Below are 18,430 nucleotides of genomic sequence, written 5' to 3'. Positions count from 1 at the left end.
TAAATCGCCTGATACAGAGGCAAACTATTTTTACTTCACACTTTTACTACTGATGAACAACTGGAGTAAATTTGCTTTACTGAAATAAAATTTAAATTATTGTTTCATAAATTTTTTTGCCGAATGAAATTTATTTGATAAAAAAAGAATATTTGTGAACAACATCACGTCGACTTTTAAATTTTTGCCATTTTTAAAAAAAGTTGGCAGTGACGTTAAAGTGTCAAAGCAACACCCACCCTAGACTAACTTGAGCATCTAAAAGAGATGTTGATCTTGAGCAGTAGTTAGATAAAAAGTGGTGGTAAGATGAAAAATAGAGTGATTGGTTTAAAAAATTATCTGGCTTATGGCGCCGGTGATTTTTTAGGAGCGGGTACCACGGCATTAACGGCGGTATGGTTGTTATATTTTTATACCAATTTTTGTGGGTTAACGCCGATTGAAGCGACATTTATATTTGCGGCAGCAAGAGTACTTGATGCGGTTATTAGCCCGTTAATGGGGTATTTAACCGATAACTTTGGGCGCACACGTTTAGGACAACGTTTTGGACGGCGTAAATTCTTTATTTTACTCGGTATTCCACTTATTTTTAGTTATAGCGTAATGTGGGCGCCGGGTATGAATTATCTCTATTACTTATTCACTTATCTCTTTTTTGATATGGTTTATACCATGGTGCTGGTGCCTTATGAAACCCTTGTGCCAGAGATGACCGATGATTTTAAACAAAAAACTAAGTTTTCAGGGGCAAGAATTTCAATGGCGCAGTTATCTGCCATTTTAGCCGGTTTCTTACCGGGAGTTTTACTCAATTACTTTGGTAAAGATAATGCAATATCCTTCTTTTATGCCAGCTTAGTGTTTTCTATTCTATGCTCATTTGCGCTTTGCATGGTGTACTTGTTTACCTGGGAAAGACCAACAGCGCTTAAATCCAAAGAAGCGTTGCAAGCCGAACAAGAGGCCGCCTCCTTGTCTTTTAAAGAAAGTATTTCTCATTTAATTATTGAACTGCTATCCACTTTCAAAATAAAAATATTTAGGCAGCATCTCGGGATGTATTTGGGTGGCTATATTGCTCAAGACGTCTTTAATGCTGTGTTTACTTATTATGTCATTTTTGTGCTATTACAAGAGCCGACCGTTGCCTCTACGCTAATTGGGACAATGTCCATTACGCAGTTTATTGCCGTGCTGTGTATGATGCCGTTGTGTATTAAATATGGCCCTGCGCCGGCTTATCGTGGTGTCGTGGCTATTTTTGGTATGAGTTGCTTAGCTTATGGGATTATTTGGTATTACAACTTAAGTCATATTCATACATTGTTAATTACCGTTTCAGCTATTGCAGGATTAGGGCGTGGCGGGATTAATTATGTTCCTTGGAATATCTATACCTATATTTCTGATGTCGATGAAATCATCACCGGTAAGCGTCGAGAAGGTATCTTTGCTGGTGTAATGACATTTACCCGTAAAGCCTCGCAGGCTGGCGCAGTGATGTTAATTGGTGTCTGTTTACAGTGGTCTGGTTTTGTCAGTGGGCAAAACCAACAGCCGCCAGCGGTATCGCAAACGATTTTATTGTTATTAGTAGCCGGGACTATCTTGGTTTTAACACTTGGCTTTTTAATTTCTTTGAAATTTAAATTGAATCTAAAAACTCACAAAATATTAATTGATGAAATTAACAATATCAAAGGTATTGGCTCTGAGAGTGAAAAAAGAGTCAGTGATGAAGGTAAGCCGGTAGTTGAAATGTTAACGGGTATGCCTGTCACTAAGCTTTGGGGCAATAATAATATTGGTTATAAACGTAAATAGCGTTATTGGTTTTTATATGAGTTTGATTAGAGGTAAACAAAACATGCAGATATTTCCTGTAAAACATAGCAAGTTACTGTGTAAGCCCGAACATTTAATTGCTCGAGCTGATTTAGAAAAGTTGATTAAAAAGATTGTGAATAATCTGATTAATATTGAAGATGAGACAGGTGAATTTCTTCTTCGCTTAGATGACGGTCGAGTGATTGACACAAAAGGTTGGAATGGCTGGGAGTGGACGCATGGCATTGGTCTTTATGGTATGTACCAATTTTACCAACAAACCGGCGATAAATCGACACTTGCTATTATTGATGACTGGTTTAAACAGCGTTTATCCGAAGGGACTCCAACGAAGAACGTCAATACCGTGTGTCCATTTTTAACCTTAGCTTATCGTTATCAAGAGACGCAAAATCCGGTATTTTTACCTTATTTAGAGTGTTGGGCAGATTGGGTTATGTATCAAATGCCTCGGACTAAGTTTGGTGGCTTGCAACATATTGTTTATAACAGTGAAAATCATCAACAACTTTGGGATGATACCTTGATGATGAGCGTATTGCCAATTGCCAAAATTGGCCAACTGCTTAATAAACCTGAATATATTCAAGAAGCAATCTATCAAATATTAATCCACGTTCAATATTTAATGGATCGTCAAACAGGGCTTTGGTTTCATGGTTGGAGTTTTGAAGGTAACCATAACTTTGCAAAAGCAAGGTGGGCAAGGGGTAACAGTTGGCTAACTATTGTTATTCCGGAATTTATTGAGCTACTCGATCTGACTATTGATGATCCTGTTCGAAGATTATTAATTGAGGTGTTAAATGCTCAAGTAGAAGCACTCGCTAAATACCAAGATGAAAGTGGCTTATGGCATACAATTATTGATGATCCTAATTCCTATTTAGAAACATCGGCGACAGCTGGTTTTGCCTATGGGATATTAAAATCGATCAGGAAACGTTATATCGCTGATGACTATAAGCTCATGGCAGAAAAAGCCATTAAAGGTGTCATGGCAAATATCAATGATGAAGGTACTTTGTTAAATGTTTCGTTTGGTACCGCCATGGGTCATAATTTGGATTATTATAAAAATATTCCACTAACTTCAATGCCATATGGGCAATCAATGGCAATTTTATGTTTGACTGAATATTTAAGGGTTTTTATTTAGTTTTAACAATATTGATTAGCATTAGGCTTATTATTATTTTTAGGTATAATTAGGGGGATGAGCAAGCAACATTGCCAGCCATATCAAATTATAGTAAAGGTACTGTATGACTAATCAATTAACATGGAATGATGTCATTGGATCGGAAAAAGAGAAGCCTTATTTTAAACAAATAATGCAATTTGTGGCATCACAGCGAGCTGAGGGAAAAGTTATCTATCCCCCTCAGCATGATGTTTTTAATGCTTTTCGTTTTACGCCATTTAGTGATATCAAAGTGGTGATTTTAGGACAAGATCCTTATCACGGCCCAAATCAAGCACACGGTTTATCATTTTCTGTGTTACCCGGAATTAAACCGCCTCCATCGCTATTAAACATCTATAAAGAACTTTCAACCGATATAGCAGGGTTTCAAATTCCGTCGCATGGCTATTTAGGCTATTGGGCAACCCAAGGGGTGTTGCTATTAAATAATGTATTAACTGTTCAAGCCGGGCAAGCGCATTCCCATGCCAAAATAGGCTGGGAAACATTTACTGATCATGTTATTGCGGCAGTTGATCAATACCTCGACGGGGTAGTATTTTTGTTATGGGGATCGCCTGCGCAAAAGAAAGGTCAATTTATCAATCGTCAAAAGCATCATGTTTTAACAGCTGTTCACCCTTCACCATTATCCGCACATCGTGGCTTTTTTGGGTGTCAGCATTTTTCTAAAGCCAATAGTTTGATTATCCAACAGGGAAAAACGCCGATAGATTGGCAACCAAGGTTACCGGAACAAAATAATGGGTAGTAATAAAAAACGTCGAACTGGCTTGCAGGAAATAGCTAATTTAATTGGGATAAGTAAAATGACGGTAAGCCGTTACTTGCGTGATCCCAATCTTGTTTCTAAACCACTTCAATCTCAAATTTCAGCAGCGATAGACCAACTTGGCTATATCCCCAATAAAGCGCCGGATATGTTATCGAATGCTAAAAGTTATGCTATTGGTGTGTTATTGCCGTCATTAACCAATCAAGTTTTTGCGGATGTGTTAAAAGGCATTGAGATCGAGACCGATAAGTATGGTTATCAAACCATGATTGCCCATACCGGGTATAGCCCGGAAAAAGAAGAAATGCGCTTACGTTCATTACTGGCTTACAATGTTGACGGGTTAATCTTAACTGAACGAACACATACCCCCGCAACCCTTAAAATGATTGAAATATCGGGCGTTCCTGTGGTTGAAATTATGGATAGTGTTTCCCCTTGTATTGATATGGCGGTTGGTATTGATAATTTTCAAGTCGCCAAAAATATGATTGAGCGTATGATTAACAAAGGCCATAAGCATATTGCTTATTTTAGTGCTCGTCAGGATGATCGCAGTCTTATCCGTCAGCAAGGTTATGAACAGGCGATGAACGATGCCGGATTGGTTGCGAAAACTTTTGCCACGAAACAATCTTCTTCTTACTCTTTAGGTAAACAACTGCTTCATCAAGCTTTGCAACAATATCCTCAAATCGACGGCGTATTTAGTACCAACGATGATTTGGCGCTAGGAGTACTGTTTGAGTGTCAACGCCTTAATATTGATGTGCCAAACCAGATTGCGGTGGCAGGTTTTCATGGGCATGACGTTGGTCAAGTGGTTACCCCAAAATTGGCATCAGTTTCAACACCAAGAATTGAAATGGGACAAAAATCGGCACAAATGTTATTAAAGTCGATAAATGGTGAAACCATTTGTGAAAAAGTTGTTGATTTCCCTGTTCAATATTTAGACGGTGAAAGTATTTGATTATCGTAAATTGTACGAGTTAATGTTCTAAATCAAGCCTATTAATCTGGTTGATAATAGCAATTTAGTCAGGTTTTACTTATCAATAAATGAGCTGTTGCTTAAGAAATATCAGTTTATATAAACTGCGCTTCATATGTTGCCTTTGCTTAATGATCCTAATGAAAAAAAAGCGAAAACAAAAATAAAACTATTGTTTTTTTATCTGTTTTTGCTTATCTAACAGAGCGTTATGTTTTAAATAGGCATATTCAATTCGGGTTTTCATAAAGTGATAACTATGTTAGAATTATCGCTCAGTGGTTATTTATAACGACTAACAGATTATAAAAGATAACACTGAGGCTCCCATGAAAATTGTTGAAGTAAAACACCCTCTTGTACGCCATAAAATTGGCTTAATGCGCGAACACGATATTAGTACTAAAGACTTTCGCGATCTTGCCAGTGAAGTTGGCAGCTTATTAACTTATGAAGCAACCGCTGATTTACCGACCGAAACTGTTACTATCGAAGGTTGGTGTGGTCCTGTTCAAGTTGAAAAAATCAAAGGTAAAAAAATTACGGTAGTACCTATCTTACGAGCAGGTTTAGGTATGATGGATGGCGTTCTTGAGCATATACCAAGTGCCCGGATTAGCGTTGTTGGTTTTTACCGTAACGAAGAAACCCTTGAACCTGTACCCTATTTTCAAAAATTAACATCAGATATTGAAGAGCGAATGGCTTTAGTTGTCGATCCAATGTTGGCAACAGGTGGATCTATGGTTGCGACCATTGATTTGCTCAAAAAAGCGGGCTGTAAAAATATTAAAGTTTTAGTTTTAGTTGCTGCACCGGAAGGTATTAAAGTGCTTGAGCAAGCGCATCCGGATGTTGAGCTTTATACTGCTTCAATTGATGAACGATTGAATGAGAAGGGCTATATTTTACCCGGACTTGGTGATGCCGGCGATAAAATATTCGGCACCAAATAAAATCTCAAATTTTAGACCGGTTTTAACCGGTTTTTTTATGCCTACTATTTGATTATAAATAGAGATGATTAACATTAAGTTGAATAAGAGAGGACAATGTGTCTAAAATTACAACAGACAATATCGATAATGATGCATCACAACTTAAACACTCGTGGCAAGATATTTTTACCGGTGCCCAAATGCTATTTGTTGCATTTGGTGCATTAGTACTTGTACCACTTTTAACCGGATTAAATACCAATGTTGCTTTATTCACAGCTGGAGTGGGGACGTTATTATTTCAACTCACCACCAAAGGAAAAGTACCGGTATTTTTAGCTTCATCATTTGCTTTTATCGCACCGATTTCTTTTGGCGTAGCACAGTGGGGTATACCTGCAACATTGGGTGGACTGGTTGCTGCCGGTTTTGTGTTTATGTTTTTTGCCTTTTTGGTGAAAATTAACGGTAAGCATGTTATTGATCGCATTTTACCGCCAGTGGTTACCGGGCCGATTATTATGGTTATTGGTCTATCGCTTGCACCAGTTGCAGTAAAAATGGCAATGGGTACCGACAGCGGAATACCAGCGGAAAGCTATCAGTTAATTTTGATTTCAATGGCGTCACTATTAACCACCTTAATTGTGGCAATTTGGGCCAAAGGTTTTTTTAGATTAGTGCCGATTATTGCCGGTATTGTTGTGGGGTATGCTTTGTCGTGTGTAATGGGGATTGTCAATTTTCAACCCATTATTGATGCCCCATGGTTTAAAGTGCCGGATTTCACCTTTCCGGAGTTTCACTGGCAAGCTATCTTATATATGATCCCAATTGTTATTGCACCAACGATTGAGCATGTGGGTGATATTATGGCCATTAGTGCCGTAACCGGAAAAGATTATACCCGAGAACCGGGATTGCAAAGAACGTTGCTTGGTGATGGATTAGCAACCTCAAGTGCCGGCTTCTTTGGTGGTCCGCCTTGTATCACTTATGCCGAAGTTATTGGCGCTGTCACGTTAACCCGTAATTTTAAAACACGAGTAATGACTTGGGCGGCAATTTGGGCGATTTTCATGTCATTTGTTGGTAAGATCGGCGCTTTTTTAAGTACAATTCCAACTGTTGTAATGGGGGGGATTATGGTACTTTTATTCGGTTCGATTGCATCAGTAGGCATAAATATATTGATTAAACATAAGGTCGATCTTTCGATATCACGCAATATGTGCATTGTTTCATTAGTCCTTGTGTTTGGTATTGGTGGAATGATCTTTGATTTTGGATCCTATGCGCTACAAGGTATCAGCTTATGTGGAATTTTAGCCATTGTACTAAATTTAATCTTACCTCATAAGTCAACCGACTAATAAATCGTGGCTAATCATTAAATTGATGAATAGCTAAAAAATGTCACTTCTTTTTTCAAAACATTGTGGCACGGGATTTTTAAAGTTTAAAATCCCGTCTTGCAATGTTGCCCCGCATTAATAATCCGACCTTAAGTGATGGACAGGTTTTACAGCAAAAAAGTTGATAAGCCGGGTTTTTGAAGCTCAACATCCTACTCAAATTTCATACAATGACTAAAACCGTTAATTTTATACACTAAGATTGGATTTTTTTTAATCAAAAAATATGTTTTTTTAAAGTTTTTTAAAGAGGATTTTAATTAAAGCAGTGTTTATTCGATCGTTGTTTGATTTTTCTGCGATTTTCTTTACTAAAGTTAACTATTTTATATGAAAAAAGGGATTGCGTCGTATTTTTCCAATCACTATACTTTTATAGCATTTTAGTTGGATAACTAAAATCAAGTAATAAATCATAATTATAATTGACAGGATAGTCGAACATGTTTCGTAATTTTCAAAAAATAGACTTTAATTCAAATTCACATAATTCAAACTCTCAACATATCGTTTTTCACTCCAGTTCATTAATAAAACAAAATTTAAGATCTCTTCGTCGATCCTCTTACGGTTCAAGATTATCTCAGCAGATTTTTTTAGGTGTGGCGATTTTGTTTTCGACTTCTTTTTCCGCCCATGCATTAACCTCTAAAACGTCGAACCCTATTGAGGGTAGCGCGCCGTATTTAACTTTTGACGGAGGTCACACTCGCGCAGTTGATACCGATGGTCTACTCGGAATTACGTTATCCAACGGCGTGCAGTACACGCCTTCAACCAATACTTCATCCACAACTCCAATCGAGTTGCCTGTGATAGGTCAGAGTTTTGCTGATATAAACATGTTAATGCCAACTGATACCAATGAAGTTGAATTGAGTGCATTGATTGGTTCGCCTTATTATTATTGGGGGGATGATGATGGTGATGGTGATATAACTGCTACCGGTAGTTTAAGTTTGTCTATTGTGGATAAATATGACCAAGCGGTATCACGTAATACAGTACCGGAAATTTGTAAGGCACCTTATCAAGTTAAATTAACTAACACTGATAGCACATTAGCTACACGTTATGGCATTCCACAAGGTAGTACTTTCAGTGCAAATGATGTTACTTATTATGTTAATCCTAAGACGGGGCCTGTGGTTTGTTTTGCCAAGCCTAGCTTGAAATATGGTGTAAGTGCTTATGCTGGCCCAGCTACGATGTGGGATCCGAATAATGGCTTTCTTCCTCAGTCATCTTATGATTTAAACTTTCCTACCGTTGGTGGTAACAATTTGTACTTTGATTTAGCTATTAGTGGTAATAATCAGGTATTATCGTGGTCTCCAGTTTCACATGGTGGTATCACAGCTACTATGACCAATTCTACAAGTACAGGGGTTCGTGTTACATTAACAGGCCCAGTTGCATCCCAATCTCAGTGGGGTTTAAATAATCCCGGTCCTGTTGCTAAACCTACCTTACCTCAGACATTCGAGTTAGTTGGCCGTGATAGTAATGGTAATGCTGTGGTCAAGTATGGGTTTGTCTTAAAGCAGTGGTTCGTCGGTCGTGGTAATGGTTTTTATGTTCATCCGAATACAGTTGCTTGGTGTAATAATATAGGTTATCGGATTCCTAAGGTAAAAGATCTAACCAATGCATCTTGCCAGCGTCACAATGCAGCTGTTAGCTGCGAAGGCTCAGTCGGTGCAACCCCTCCTTCACCGAGTAACGTTTACCAGCGTCACATTGGTGCAGGTTTCTTTACTGAGTGGGGTACTATGCGCAGCTATCCTGAGACTGATTTTACTCCCCACTGGTACTGGACTGGTGACTCAATTGGTATTACCTACCACTTTATTGTGTTCGGGGACGAGGGTACTATAGATTGGGGCGTCTACGATGAAGAGAAAGAAGACTACAACAAAAGCAAAGGGCTTTGCGTCTGGCCTTAATTCTAATTTCTTAGGATTGGAGAATAGAAAGTAGCAGAAATAGCGTTAAGTTGTTAAAGGCTAGTTGACTCGATGAGTCAACGTAGCCTTGCAATAAAGAAGCATTTTTGTGACCTAGCCCCTCATGAAAAACCCACCTCAACTAGGGTGGGTTATTTTTTTAGCGTTTTACATAAAAAGTTAAGAAGCGAGGTTTTTGGCAATAAAAAACTCACTTATGTTTATAAGTGAGTTTTAAGTCAGTAGCAACTATTTAATTGGACGCATTGTTGGGAATAAAATCACGTCCCGAATTGTATGGCTATTGGTAAATAGCATTACGGTTCTATCAATCCCAATTCCTAGCCCTGCTGTCGGCGGTAAACCATGTTCTAATGCAGTGATATAATCTTCATCATAGAACATAGCTTCATCATCACCGGCATCTTTTTGCGATACTTGATCAGCAAAACGTTGTGCTTGGTCTTCGGCATCGTTAAGTTCTGAGAAGCCATTACCAATTTCACGACCACCAATAAAGAACTCGAATCGGTCTGTCACAAATGGGTTTTCATCGTTTCGACGAGCTAGTGGTGAGACTTCTGCCGGGTATTCGGTGATAAATGTTGGTTGAATCAGATTAGCTTCGGCAACTTCTTCAAAAATTTCAGTCACAACTCGACCAAGCCCCCAGCCTTTTTCCACTTTGATTCCCACGGCTTTTGCAATCGCACAGGCTTTATCAAAATCATCTAAATCCGCATTATTGGTTTCTGGTCGATAATGACAAATCGCTTCACGCATGGTCATTTTGATAAATGGTTTACCAAAATCAAAAGTGTGTTCACCGTATTGTACAACTGCATCACCGGTTACCGCGATAGCTAAGCGACGGAATAGTGCTTCGGTTAATACAATCAGATCTTTATAATCGGCATACGCCATATACATTTCCATCATGGTAAATTCCGGATTATGTCTTGGCGAAACCCCTTCGTTACGGAAGTTACGGTTAATTTCAAACACACGCTCAAAGCCACCTACGACCAAACGTTTTAAGTAGAGTTCTGGTGCGATTCGTAAGTACATATCTAAATCGAGGGCGTTATGATGCGTAATAAAAGGTTTAGCTGATGCCCCACCAGGAATCACTTGCATCATTGGGGTTTCAACTTCCATAAAGTGGTTTTCTAACATGAAGTTACGAATTTCAGTTACCACTTTTGAGCGAGCGATAAAGGTATTTCTTGATTCTTCATTAGTGATAAGATCCAAATAACGTTGACGATAACGCATCTCTTGATCCGCAAGGCCATGAAATTTATCCGGTAATGGTCGTAGCGCTTTGGTTAATAAACGAATCTCTTCACAGTGAATCGAAAGCTCCCCTGTTTTGGTTTTAAATAGATAACCTTTAGCACCAACAATATCGCCTAAATCCCATTTTTTGAACTGCTCGTTATAATAGTTTTCAGGTAGATCATCTCGGGTCACATAAAGTTGGATTTGTCCCGCAACATCTTGCAAAGAAACAAAAGAAGCTTTACCCATAATACGGCGCATCATCATACGGCCGGCAACGGTAACGGTAATTTTATTTTCAATTAATTCTTCGTTGGTTTTATCGTCATACAATTTATGAAGATCACTTGAAATAGCATCACGACGAAAATCATTTGGGAAAGCAATACCTTGCTGGCGAATATTTGCTAGCTTTTCACGACGGATAGCTAGTTCGTTATTTAACTCTTCAATATGGTTTTGTTGCTCTTGCTGTGTTGACATAATTTTACCTTTTATTTATAACCAAGCGGTTTATAAACCTGCTTTTAAGCTTTCTTCAATAAATTGATCTAAATCACCGTCTAAAACGGCCTGAGTGTTACGCGTTTCAACGCCGGTACGCAAATCTTTAATTCTTGAGTCATCAAGCACATAAGAACGAATTTGACTGCCCCAACCGATATCAGATTTGTTTTCTTCCATCTGCTGTTTTTCAGCGTTTTTCTTTTGCATCTCAAGTTCGTACAGTTTTGCTTTTAACTGTTTCATGGCCTGATCTTTATTACTATGCTGAGAACGGTTATTTTGACACTGCGTCACAATTCCCGTCGGCACATGCGTGATTCGAACAGCTGATTCCGTTTTATTGACATGTTGTCCGCCGGCGCCGGATGCTCGGTAAACATCAATACGAAGATCAGCGGGGTTAATATCGATATCAATATTATCATCAATTTCCGGATAGACAAAAACCGATGCAAATGATGTATGACGGCGATTACCTGAATCAAATGGGCTTTTACGAACTAAACGATGTACGCCGGTTTCGGTACGTAACCAACCATAAGCATAGTCACCCGATACTTTGATTGTTGCAGATTTAATGCCGGCAACATCACCGTCAGAAACTTCCATAACTTCAGTTGTAAATCCTTTCGATTCAGCCCAACGTAAGTACATTCTCAGTAACATTTCAGCCCAATCTTGCGCTTCAGTACCACCAGACCCCGACTGTATATCTAAATAACAATCGGCACTGTCATAATCACCGGAGAACATACGGCGAAACTCAAGTCCGGCCAGTTTCTTTTCTAACTGTTCAAGCTCAGCATTAGCCTCATCGAAAGTTTCTTGGTCTTCGGCTTCAATAGCAAGTTCAAGTAAACCTTCGACATCGTCAAGGCCTTGGGTTAATGAGTTGATAGTATTTATGATTTCTTCAAGTGTGACTCGTTCTTTACCTAACGCCTGTGCTTTTTCGGGATCTGCCCAAACTTCGGACTGTTCTAATTCGGCGTTGACTTCTTCAAGCCGCTCTTTCTTGAGATCATAGTCAAAGATACCCCCGAATCACGTTTGTGCGCTCGGTAAGTTCGGCTATTTTGGATTTTATCGGATTAATTTCAAACATGTGTTAATTTGTTCGGTTTTCTGATATTTAAATAATCGCCCATTGTAGCGGATTTAAGTATATTTTAGCAATTGCCAATTTGTTATCGGGTCAAAGCAATGAGCTTAATTAAGAAAAAAATGACGCATAAAGCGTCATTGATCAAACAGGAGGGTATGATGTTTAAAAAGTCTATTTTTTAGCTTGAGCGTATAACTCAGCAACTTTGTCCCAGTTAATGACATTCCAAAATGCACCGATATAATCAACACGACGATTTTGGTATTTCAAATAGTAAGCGTGTTCCCACACATCTAAAGTTAAAATTGGCGTACCTGAAACACCTGAAAATTTTTCGCCCATTACCGGTGAATCTTGATTTGCAGTAGAGACAACTTCTAGTTTGCCATTTTGCAATACTAACCAAGCCCAACCAGAACCAAAACGAGTAGCAGCGGCGTTTGAAAATTTCTCTTTAAATGCATCAACTGAACCAAAATCTTTCTCAATCGCTGCTTTTAGTTCGCCTTTAAGTTCAGTACCAACTTTGAGTAGTTCCCAAAATAGGGTGTGATTAACATGACCACCCATGTTGTTTTTAATTCCAGTCAGTTTGTCTGCTGGTACTTTGTCTAAATTTTGAAGTAAAGTTTCAGGGCATAAATCTTTGAGTTCGGCCGGTAAAGATTCTAAAAGTGCGTTAGCATTGTTGACATAAGTTTGATGATGTTTGTCATGGTGAAGATGCATCGTTTCTGAATCGATATACGGTTCTAATGCGTCATAAGCATAAGGAAGTGGTGGTAATGTATAGGCCATGAGGATACTCCTTTCAAAATTAGATTTTAGTTATTGCTTTAATTAATTGAGTATACGGTTAAATTGTTTTACTCACAATCTATTGTTTAGATAGTTAATGACTATTTAATAATTAATCAATTTATACCAATTTAGCGTTTAATATTAATGAGTGTCATGATTGGTTAGGCGTGGGATAGACATCATGATAGCATCATTTTCGCTGACTAATTTTACTTCCTGATAATAAGCTATTAAGTTTTTCAATGCTAAACGGAGATTGGTCATTTTGTTATATTGCAAATACATATCTACATCTTTTAGCTGTCTGAATAAAACCGAATAATGTTTTTTATGCAAGTAGCAACATGAACGATTATTAAGATCGGCGACACTAAATGACTTGCGATTTTTCCACCAATGAAATTTACGTTTTAAGGTAAAATACTTTTACCTAATTTTAGCCTCAAATTACGCCGTTTTTCTGGCTTATCTACTTGATCATTTCGCCTAACTACAATTATTACAATGAACAATCAACCTCTTAATTTGAGGTTGATGATAGGTAAAGTTGGGTAAGTTTATCTAAGAAAACAAAGAGTTTATAATTCATCTTACTGTAATCATGACTGCGTAATTTATCTTCAGTATCAACAAAACGATATTTAGCGGCTTGATTAAGATCATTTTGCGAGTGGGCAATCAACTTTTCAACCACTTCATGGGTTAACTCCATATGACATTGAAAACCATACACCAATTTGCCATAAGCAATAATTTGTCGTGGACAGCCTTCACTATAAGCAATGATTTTGGCATCTTGAGTTAAACCCGGCATATCATTGTGCCAGTGGCCGACCGCCAAACAATCACCGAAATGAGAAAAAAGCGGATTTCTTTTGCCTGCTTCGGTCAACGTAATTGGGAATTTGCCAATCTCTTTTTCCGGACTATGCTCGAAATGTGCACCTAAGGCTTCACCAATTAGTTGCGAGCCAAGACAGACACCGATGACTATTTTTTGTAATTTAATTGCCGTAGATATGACGGTCTGCTCGGCTAATGAGTCAAAATGCGGGCACTCTTTTTTTGTCGTTGCTGGCGATTGTGGTCCGCCCATGATAATCAACATATCAATCTTATCTATCTTATCGGGAAGCGGCTGACCAAGATAAACACGAGAATAACTAATGGTGTGTTGATGCATTTTTGCCCATTGCTCATATGCGCCAGGTGCTTCGAAATCTTCGTGGATGATAAAGTGCACATGCATTGGTAAATCTCCTTTAATCTTATCGATCTGTGTCCTACTTTATATTGAATATGGACAATTAAGCGCGATGTTTATTATGAATCTTTTATTAAGAAATACAATAGTGAAGATTTGGCGTATTATGCGGGAGCTGGGGAGATATTTGGTATAAAAATCTGCTTTAACAGGTTTCAGAATTCCTAAAATTGGCTCCAGCGAGAGATTTTATGGTTTTAGCGCAATGATGTAGAAAAATGACATGTTGTAAAAAATAATTGGGTAGATATTGAATATCATTATATTATTGGAAGAAAAGAATATGAAAAAAGTAATATTTATGAAGGGTATTCTTGGATTAAATTCACAATTCAATCTATCCAATAAGATTATAAATGGATGACAAAATGAAATTATTAAAGATGTTAATAATACTATTACTATTAATTAAATGTTTTACCCAAATTCTTATTTGTAAAGATGATCCTACAGTTTTTATGGCGCTAAAATTAAATCCTCTTTCTGAAAACTATAGTTATATTAATGATTTAAGTTACAATAGTTATTATGTTTTGTTTTCTGATGAAAATGAAATGATAGGACAAAATATCATTGATATGATTTATAAGATTCCTTTAATTCTTAATATTTCAGTTTTACTTATACTGTTTTTTTTAAAACGTAAAAATACAAAAGAGAAAACCCTATGAAGCAATTTTTACCACATATTACTTTTTGGGGTTTGAATTTTTTTGCTTTTCCTGTCAGTCGACTTAATAGTAAAAGGAAACAATTTTAAAATGAGAATATTATTACTGATTCTATTGTCTTTGGCTAACATAGCGTGTAGTCAAAAAATTGAGAGTCAACAAGCTGATGATCATGTCACTCCCATTGAATATGATTACGTAGTTACTGAGGTTTTTTTAGAGTCTCCTCCTTCTTCTACTCCTAAGGTTTCTCCTAAGATAGATTTGCAGTCTGATACGCATTTATCTGGTCAATCAGGCTATGCCTATAAACTAAAAATCAGCGATCAAGAAGAATTAATCTTCTTAAATTATATTAAAGATTACAAACTTTATTCAGAACCAAGACTAAGTAGAAACGGTGTTATATCTAAAATCGAAGGATATGAAGGATACGATGACGTATATGCAGGTATTTATTCAATTGATTTTAAAATATCTGAAAATAAACATTATGTTGAAATGGATACTATTAGCAAAGGTTATGTTGGAACATCACAGGAACTAAACGGAAACTATCAATGTATCATTATCGATATCAAAAACTCAAAAGTTGTTAGGTCAGGGGTAGATATGTGTGACGGCGAGTGGAAAGATAATCAATGGATAAATCAAGGAAAAGTTGAATTTGATGGCAAATGAAGTTTAAGTTCGAAAGAAAGATAAACAACTAAAAAACATGGGAATTTTAACATGAGAATATTATTACTGATTCTATTGTCTTTGGCTAATATAGCATGTAGTCAAAAAATAGAAAATCAATCAGCAGTGACTCAAACAATCCCACATTTTGATGCTACGGTTTATCAACTTATTGACCTTTTTAATAAAAAGAATTTTAAAGAAATTAACCAATATATTAATAAAGATATAGGTCTTTTCATTGTATATAATGGAAGTACCAGCCCAACAATGAGAAGAATTGAACAATTTAAATCGAATAATAAAATAATTGAAAATACAATACCGTCTTGGGTAGACGATGAATTGCTAGGGTTTTCAATATCTGGCAATCCTAAAATACAATATGAACAATATCCTACATTTGATCCATGTAGTGAAAAAGTCACTAAACTAGGTCTGTATGCCAATTCAAAAGAAAAAAATATTGAGGCTTTAAAAATAGCGCTTGATTATTATCATTGGGAACTAAAACACTATCAATTTGAAAAAAATCCTGTTTGGGAGGAATATCAAGCCATTGCCGATATAATAGCCCCTAAAACAGTTAAAGTTGTTTATATAGAAAACTTTCCAGGTATAATACCGAATCATGAAAAAAATATTTTTATATTTTATCTAACCCAATTAGATAATAAATGGTATTTATCCATTCTAGATTTTTATACTATGGATTGCAGTGCATAAAATGCGTGGTAATAAAAAAATATATCGGCAAAAATTAGACTAAATTCCTATAATACCAAAGATAAAGATGATGAAAATGAAAATAAACCGCACTACCATAAAAATTAAAAACTATTTGATTAGTTTATTTTTAGCAATTTTTTTACCATTCGGTTGTAATGCCTACGAAAATCAATATATAGATACAAAATTTGTCTATGAAGCACAATATGATCGAAATAATGATTATTTTAAATCAAAAGAGTTAGACAAGCTTTTTAATCTTAATAATGAAGACTATATGCTTCCAGATACTTTTGGTCTTGATGCAGAGTTTTATTATGTTCGACCCATTGAAATTAAAGATAATCATAAAAATTTTTATATTCTCTTATATGATAAAAATGACATTTTAAGAGATGTGCTCCTCGTTGCTAATAAATATGTATATTCTATTGATGTTCGATTAGAAAATAATAAAAATGGAATTTGCTTGGGTACATTTGATGAAGAAAATGTTTTTTTTGAGATTGAAAAAATTTATGAAGTCACTAAGGAAGTAAAATTAAAACCTTTACCAATTGAAACCAAAATATTGGACTGCCCTATACCTGCTGATTACAATACTGAGGATAATATAGGAATGGAAGATTACTTCAAATATGGCGTATTACGCAATAGAAAATTATAGTTTTAAAAAAGAATTAGTTTTAAATAGTTTTATAGAAAATCAACATAAAAATCCTGAATAATGATATACCAATTTATTGCGACTAAATGATATATAATTATTCAGGATTTTTTTACTATGGATTGCCGTGCATAATATGCGTGATAATAAAAAAATATATCGGCAAAAATTGTTATTATTCAAAGTAACTTATCAATTAAAAATCCACCTAAAATAAAGAAGAAATAAATTCACTATTATCTGAAATCAGGTATATACTCTCCATAAATTCTGAAAACCGCACTCATATACTGCACCCGTTATTCTATACAAGCGTTTTTTAAAGTACGGGGGAAACACTGTAAAAAATAAACAAGGAATATTGGCAATGAGATTGATAATAGTATGTTTCACCATCCTATTAATGATAGGTTGTAAGCAAATGGCGAATAGCCAACCGATTAATAAAAATAAAAAAGACCATTTTATTACCCAAATTATGCAAGCTCCGCTTGCCAGCCCGCCAATTGGTGATAAACATGTTTTATATCCTTTTGCCACACATTGGCAACATGCAAAAACAGAAAATGAACGTTCGGGGAGTGAAAAAGCTTTTTATGAATTGGCCAGAAATTTAGATAAGCAGTCCCAATCAGAACAATCCTATAAGATTACTTTAACCCAAGAAAATTTAAAGCAGATTGTTCAGGATTCCTATGATATCCCATTTAATATCAACGATATTTTAAACCAGAAAATTACAGTTCATGTGGAAAAAATAGCCGGCTTTCCTCAGTTTGATCTGTTTCTACTCACCACCGAGAACCTTGAGTTAGAATGCAACCATTGCGAGTATGGAAGACACCTTATTTTTCAATCCATTATCTCTATCAGCTCTGATCAAATTGTGGATAAATTAGCAGCCACTTACGAATATGGAAATGATCTGGGTAGAAGCTATCGATTTTTCTATTATGATAATGGGAAAATAATTATTAGGGATTTTGGTAGTGATGAGACAGACAGTGCTGCTAACGAAAAAAGAACATACCAACTGACACCACAAGGCAAATTCATCCGTTATTATGATACTAATGGTTCTTTTCAAAATACAGATCTTAATGATACAGAGGAAGGTTTAGTTCAAAACCATACTCGCGAGGGGGTATGGATAGAGATAACAGGCAGTAAATATGCGCCTCTAGGTATCGGTTATATTTATCTCGAATCGGAATACAAAAATGGCCTGCCTGTTGGTATTTGGAAATGTCATCAATTAGAACAACAATATAATGAACTGTATGAACCCATCTTATCCACCCGCAAAAAAGGCAAACTTTTGTACACAGAAACCTATAAAGATGGTGAGCTTGTGAATCGGGTGTTTATAGATGATGAAGTGGCTAAAATTAAAAAGAGGTAATATAGTATGAAAACGATAGTTATACCCTTTATCATCATCTTCTTGATGATAGGTTGTAAGCAAATGGCGAATAGCCAACCGATTAATAAAAATAAAAAAGACCATTTTATTACCCAAATTATGCAAGCTCCGCTTGCCAGCCCGCCAATTGGTGATAAACATGTTTTATATCCTTTTGCCACACATTGGCAAC

17 protein-coding genes are annotated in these 18,430 nt (G+C 36.4%); 13 read left to right on the top strand and 4 right to left on the bottom strand.

The features are described 5' to 3' along the window. Positions 1-309: 309 nt before the first annotated feature. From J3U37_RS10800 to J3U37_RS10770, 7 genes are all read left to right on the top strand, one after another. A complete protein-coding gene (locus J3U37_RS10800; RefSeq protein WP_267374850.1) occupies positions 310-1,830 on the top strand; it encodes an MFS transporter in 1,521 nt (506 codons plus the stop codon). A 43-nt stretch (positions 1,831-1,873) separates the two neighbouring features. Next, positions 1,874-3,013: a glycoside hydrolase family 88/105 protein gene (locus J3U37_RS10795; RefSeq protein WP_267374849.1), complete on the top strand. Its 1,140-nt coding sequence runs from the start codon at positions 1,874-1,876 to the stop codon at positions 3,011-3,013. A gap of 106 nt (positions 3,014-3,119) precedes the next feature. Then, the gene (gene ung / locus J3U37_RS10790) at positions 3,120-3,812 is read left to right on the top strand and encodes a uracil-DNA glycosylase (RefSeq protein WP_267336488.1); all 693 of its coding nucleotides are present in this window, start codon (positions 3,120-3,122) and stop codon (positions 3,810-3,812) included. Beyond that, complete coding sequence (gene gntR, locus J3U37_RS10785; RefSeq protein ID WP_220218556.1) at positions 3,805-4,809, top strand: gluconate operon transcriptional repressor GntR; 1,005 nt, start codon at positions 3,805-3,807, stop codon at positions 4,807-4,809. The genes ung and gntR overlap by 8 nt, the downstream gene beginning before the upstream one ends. A 350-nt stretch (positions 4,810-5,159) precedes the next feature. After that, positions 5,160-5,786, top strand: coding sequence for a uracil phosphoribosyltransferase (upp, locus tag J3U37_RS10780; protein ID WP_267374847.1), 627 nt, complete (start codon positions 5,160-5,162; stop codon positions 5,784-5,786). A 107-nt stretch (positions 5,787-5,893) separates the two neighbouring features. After that, positions 5,894-7,141, top strand: coding sequence for a uracil-xanthine permease family protein (locus tag J3U37_RS10775; protein ID WP_370634038.1), 1,248 nt, complete (start codon positions 5,894-5,896; stop codon positions 7,139-7,141). An 854-nt stretch (positions 7,142-7,995) separates the two neighbouring features. Next, the gene (locus tag J3U37_RS10770) at positions 7,996-9,129 is read left to right on the top strand and encodes a hypothetical protein (RefSeq protein WP_267338006.1); all 1,134 of its coding nucleotides are present in this window, start codon (positions 7,996-7,998) and stop codon (positions 9,127-9,129) included. Between the two features lie 249 nt (positions 9,130-9,378). On the opposite strand, the gene lysS is transcribed toward J3U37_RS10770, so the two are convergent. From lysS to J3U37_RS10750, 4 genes are all read right to left on the bottom strand, one after another. Then, complete coding sequence (lysS, locus tag J3U37_RS10765) at positions 9,379-10,893, bottom strand: lysine--tRNA ligase (RefSeq protein WP_267336486.1); 1,515 nt, start codon at positions 10,891-10,893, stop codon at positions 9,379-9,381. A 30-nt stretch (positions 10,894-10,923) separates the two neighbouring features. Then, positions 10,924-12,022 (bottom strand): peptide chain release factor 2 gene (gene prfB / locus J3U37_RS10760; RefSeq protein WP_324169869.1). Its coding sequence is split into 2 segments (ribosomal slippage): positions 10,924-11,946 and positions 11,948-12,022, totalling 1,098 coding nucleotides; the frame shifts between segments, so codons are not numbered across the junction. Between the two features lie 171 nt (positions 12,023-12,193). Continuing rightward, a complete protein-coding gene (locus tag J3U37_RS10755) occupies positions 12,194-12,820 on the bottom strand; it encodes a Fe-Mn family superoxide dismutase (protein ID WP_267374845.1) in 627 nt (208 codons plus the stop codon). A 523-nt stretch (positions 12,821-13,343) separates the two neighbouring features. After that, complete coding sequence (locus J3U37_RS10750; RefSeq protein WP_267374844.1) at positions 13,344-14,072, bottom strand: type 1 glutamine amidotransferase; 729 nt, start codon at positions 14,070-14,072, stop codon at positions 13,344-13,346. A 383-nt stretch (positions 14,073-14,455) separates the two neighbouring features. On the opposite strand from J3U37_RS10750, the gene J3U37_RS10745 reads away from it, so the two are divergent. The 6 genes from J3U37_RS10745 to J3U37_RS10720 all read left to right on the top strand — a co-directional run. Further along, the gene (locus J3U37_RS10745; RefSeq protein ID WP_267374843.1) at positions 14,456-14,758 is read left to right on the top strand and encodes a hypothetical protein; all 303 of its coding nucleotides are present in this window, start codon (positions 14,456-14,458) and stop codon (positions 14,756-14,758) included. Positions 14,759-14,848: 90 nt separating this feature from the next. Further along, entirely contained in the window at positions 14,849-15,439 is a 591-nt protein-coding gene (locus J3U37_RS10740) for a hypothetical protein (RefSeq protein WP_267374842.1), read from the top strand. A gap of 51 nt (positions 15,440-15,490) precedes the next feature. Next, positions 15,491-16,165: a hypothetical protein gene (locus J3U37_RS10735; RefSeq protein ID WP_220218563.1), complete on the top strand. Its 675-nt coding sequence runs from the start codon at positions 15,491-15,493 to the stop codon at positions 16,163-16,165. A 76-nt stretch (positions 16,166-16,241) separates the two neighbouring features. Beyond that, a complete protein-coding gene (locus tag J3U37_RS10730) occupies positions 16,242-16,835 on the top strand; it encodes a hypothetical protein (RefSeq protein WP_267338012.1) in 594 nt (197 codons plus the stop codon). Positions 16,836-17,256: 421 nt separating this feature from the next. Then, the gene (locus J3U37_RS10725; RefSeq protein ID WP_267374840.1) at positions 17,257-18,237 is read left to right on the top strand and encodes a hypothetical protein; all 981 of its coding nucleotides are present in this window, start codon (positions 17,257-17,259) and stop codon (positions 18,235-18,237) included. Between the two features lie 6 nt (positions 18,238-18,243). After that, the coding region (locus tag J3U37_RS10720) for a hypothetical protein (protein ID WP_267374837.1) at positions 18,244-18,430 on the top strand (187 nt) is incomplete at its 3' end.

The organism is Gilliamella sp. B3172, assembly GCF_026536465.1.
Classification (GTDB): domain Bacteria; phylum Pseudomonadota; class Gammaproteobacteria; order Enterobacterales; family Orbaceae; genus Gilliamella.
The sequence above is the reverse complement of the archived record's forward strand: the minus strand, read 5'-3'. Positions and strand labels throughout refer to the sequence as shown.

Excerpts from the sequence above, each read along its gene's own strand:
- J3U37_RS10800 (WP_267374850.1), top strand. The coding sequence starts at position 310 with ATGAAAAATAGAGTGATTGGTTTAAAAAATTATCTGGCTTATGGCGCC.
- J3U37_RS10795 (WP_267374849.1), top strand. The coding sequence starts at position 1,874 with ATGCAGATATTTCCTGTAAAACATAGCAAGTTACTGTGTAAGCCCGAA.
- ung (WP_267336488.1), top strand. The coding sequence starts at position 3,120 with ATGACTAATCAATTAACATGGAATGATGTCATTGGATCGGAAAAAGAG.
- gntR (WP_220218556.1), top strand. The coding sequence starts at position 3,805 with ATGGGTAGTAATAAAAAACGTCGAACTGGCTTGCAGGAAATAGCTAAT.
- upp (WP_267374847.1), top strand. The coding sequence starts at position 5,160 with ATGAAAATTGTTGAAGTAAAACACCCTCTTGTACGCCATAAAATTGGC.
- lysS (WP_267336486.1), bottom strand. The coding sequence starts at position 10,893 with ATGTCAACACAGCAAGAGCAACAAAACCATATTGAAGAGTTAAATAAC.
- J3U37_RS10755 (WP_267374845.1), bottom strand. The coding sequence starts at position 12,820 with ATGGCCTATACATTACCACCACTTCCTTATGCTTATGACGCATTAGAA.
- J3U37_RS10750 (WP_267374844.1), bottom strand. The coding sequence starts at position 14,072 with ATGCATGTGCACTTTATCATCCACGAAGATTTCGAAGCACCTGGCGCA.
- J3U37_RS10745 (WP_267374843.1), top strand. The coding sequence starts at position 14,456 with ATGAAATTATTAAAGATGTTAATAATACTATTACTATTAATTAAATGT.
- J3U37_RS10740 (WP_267374842.1), top strand. The coding sequence starts at position 14,849 with ATGAGAATATTATTACTGATTCTATTGTCTTTGGCTAACATAGCGTGT.
- J3U37_RS10735 (WP_220218563.1), top strand. The coding sequence starts at position 15,491 with ATGAGAATATTATTACTGATTCTATTGTCTTTGGCTAATATAGCATGT.
- J3U37_RS10730 (WP_267338012.1), top strand. The coding sequence starts at position 16,242 with ATGAAAATAAACCGCACTACCATAAAAATTAAAAACTATTTGATTAGT.
- J3U37_RS10725 (WP_267374840.1), top strand. The coding sequence starts at position 17,257 with ATGGCGAATAGCCAACCGATTAATAAAAATAAAAAAGACCATTTTATT.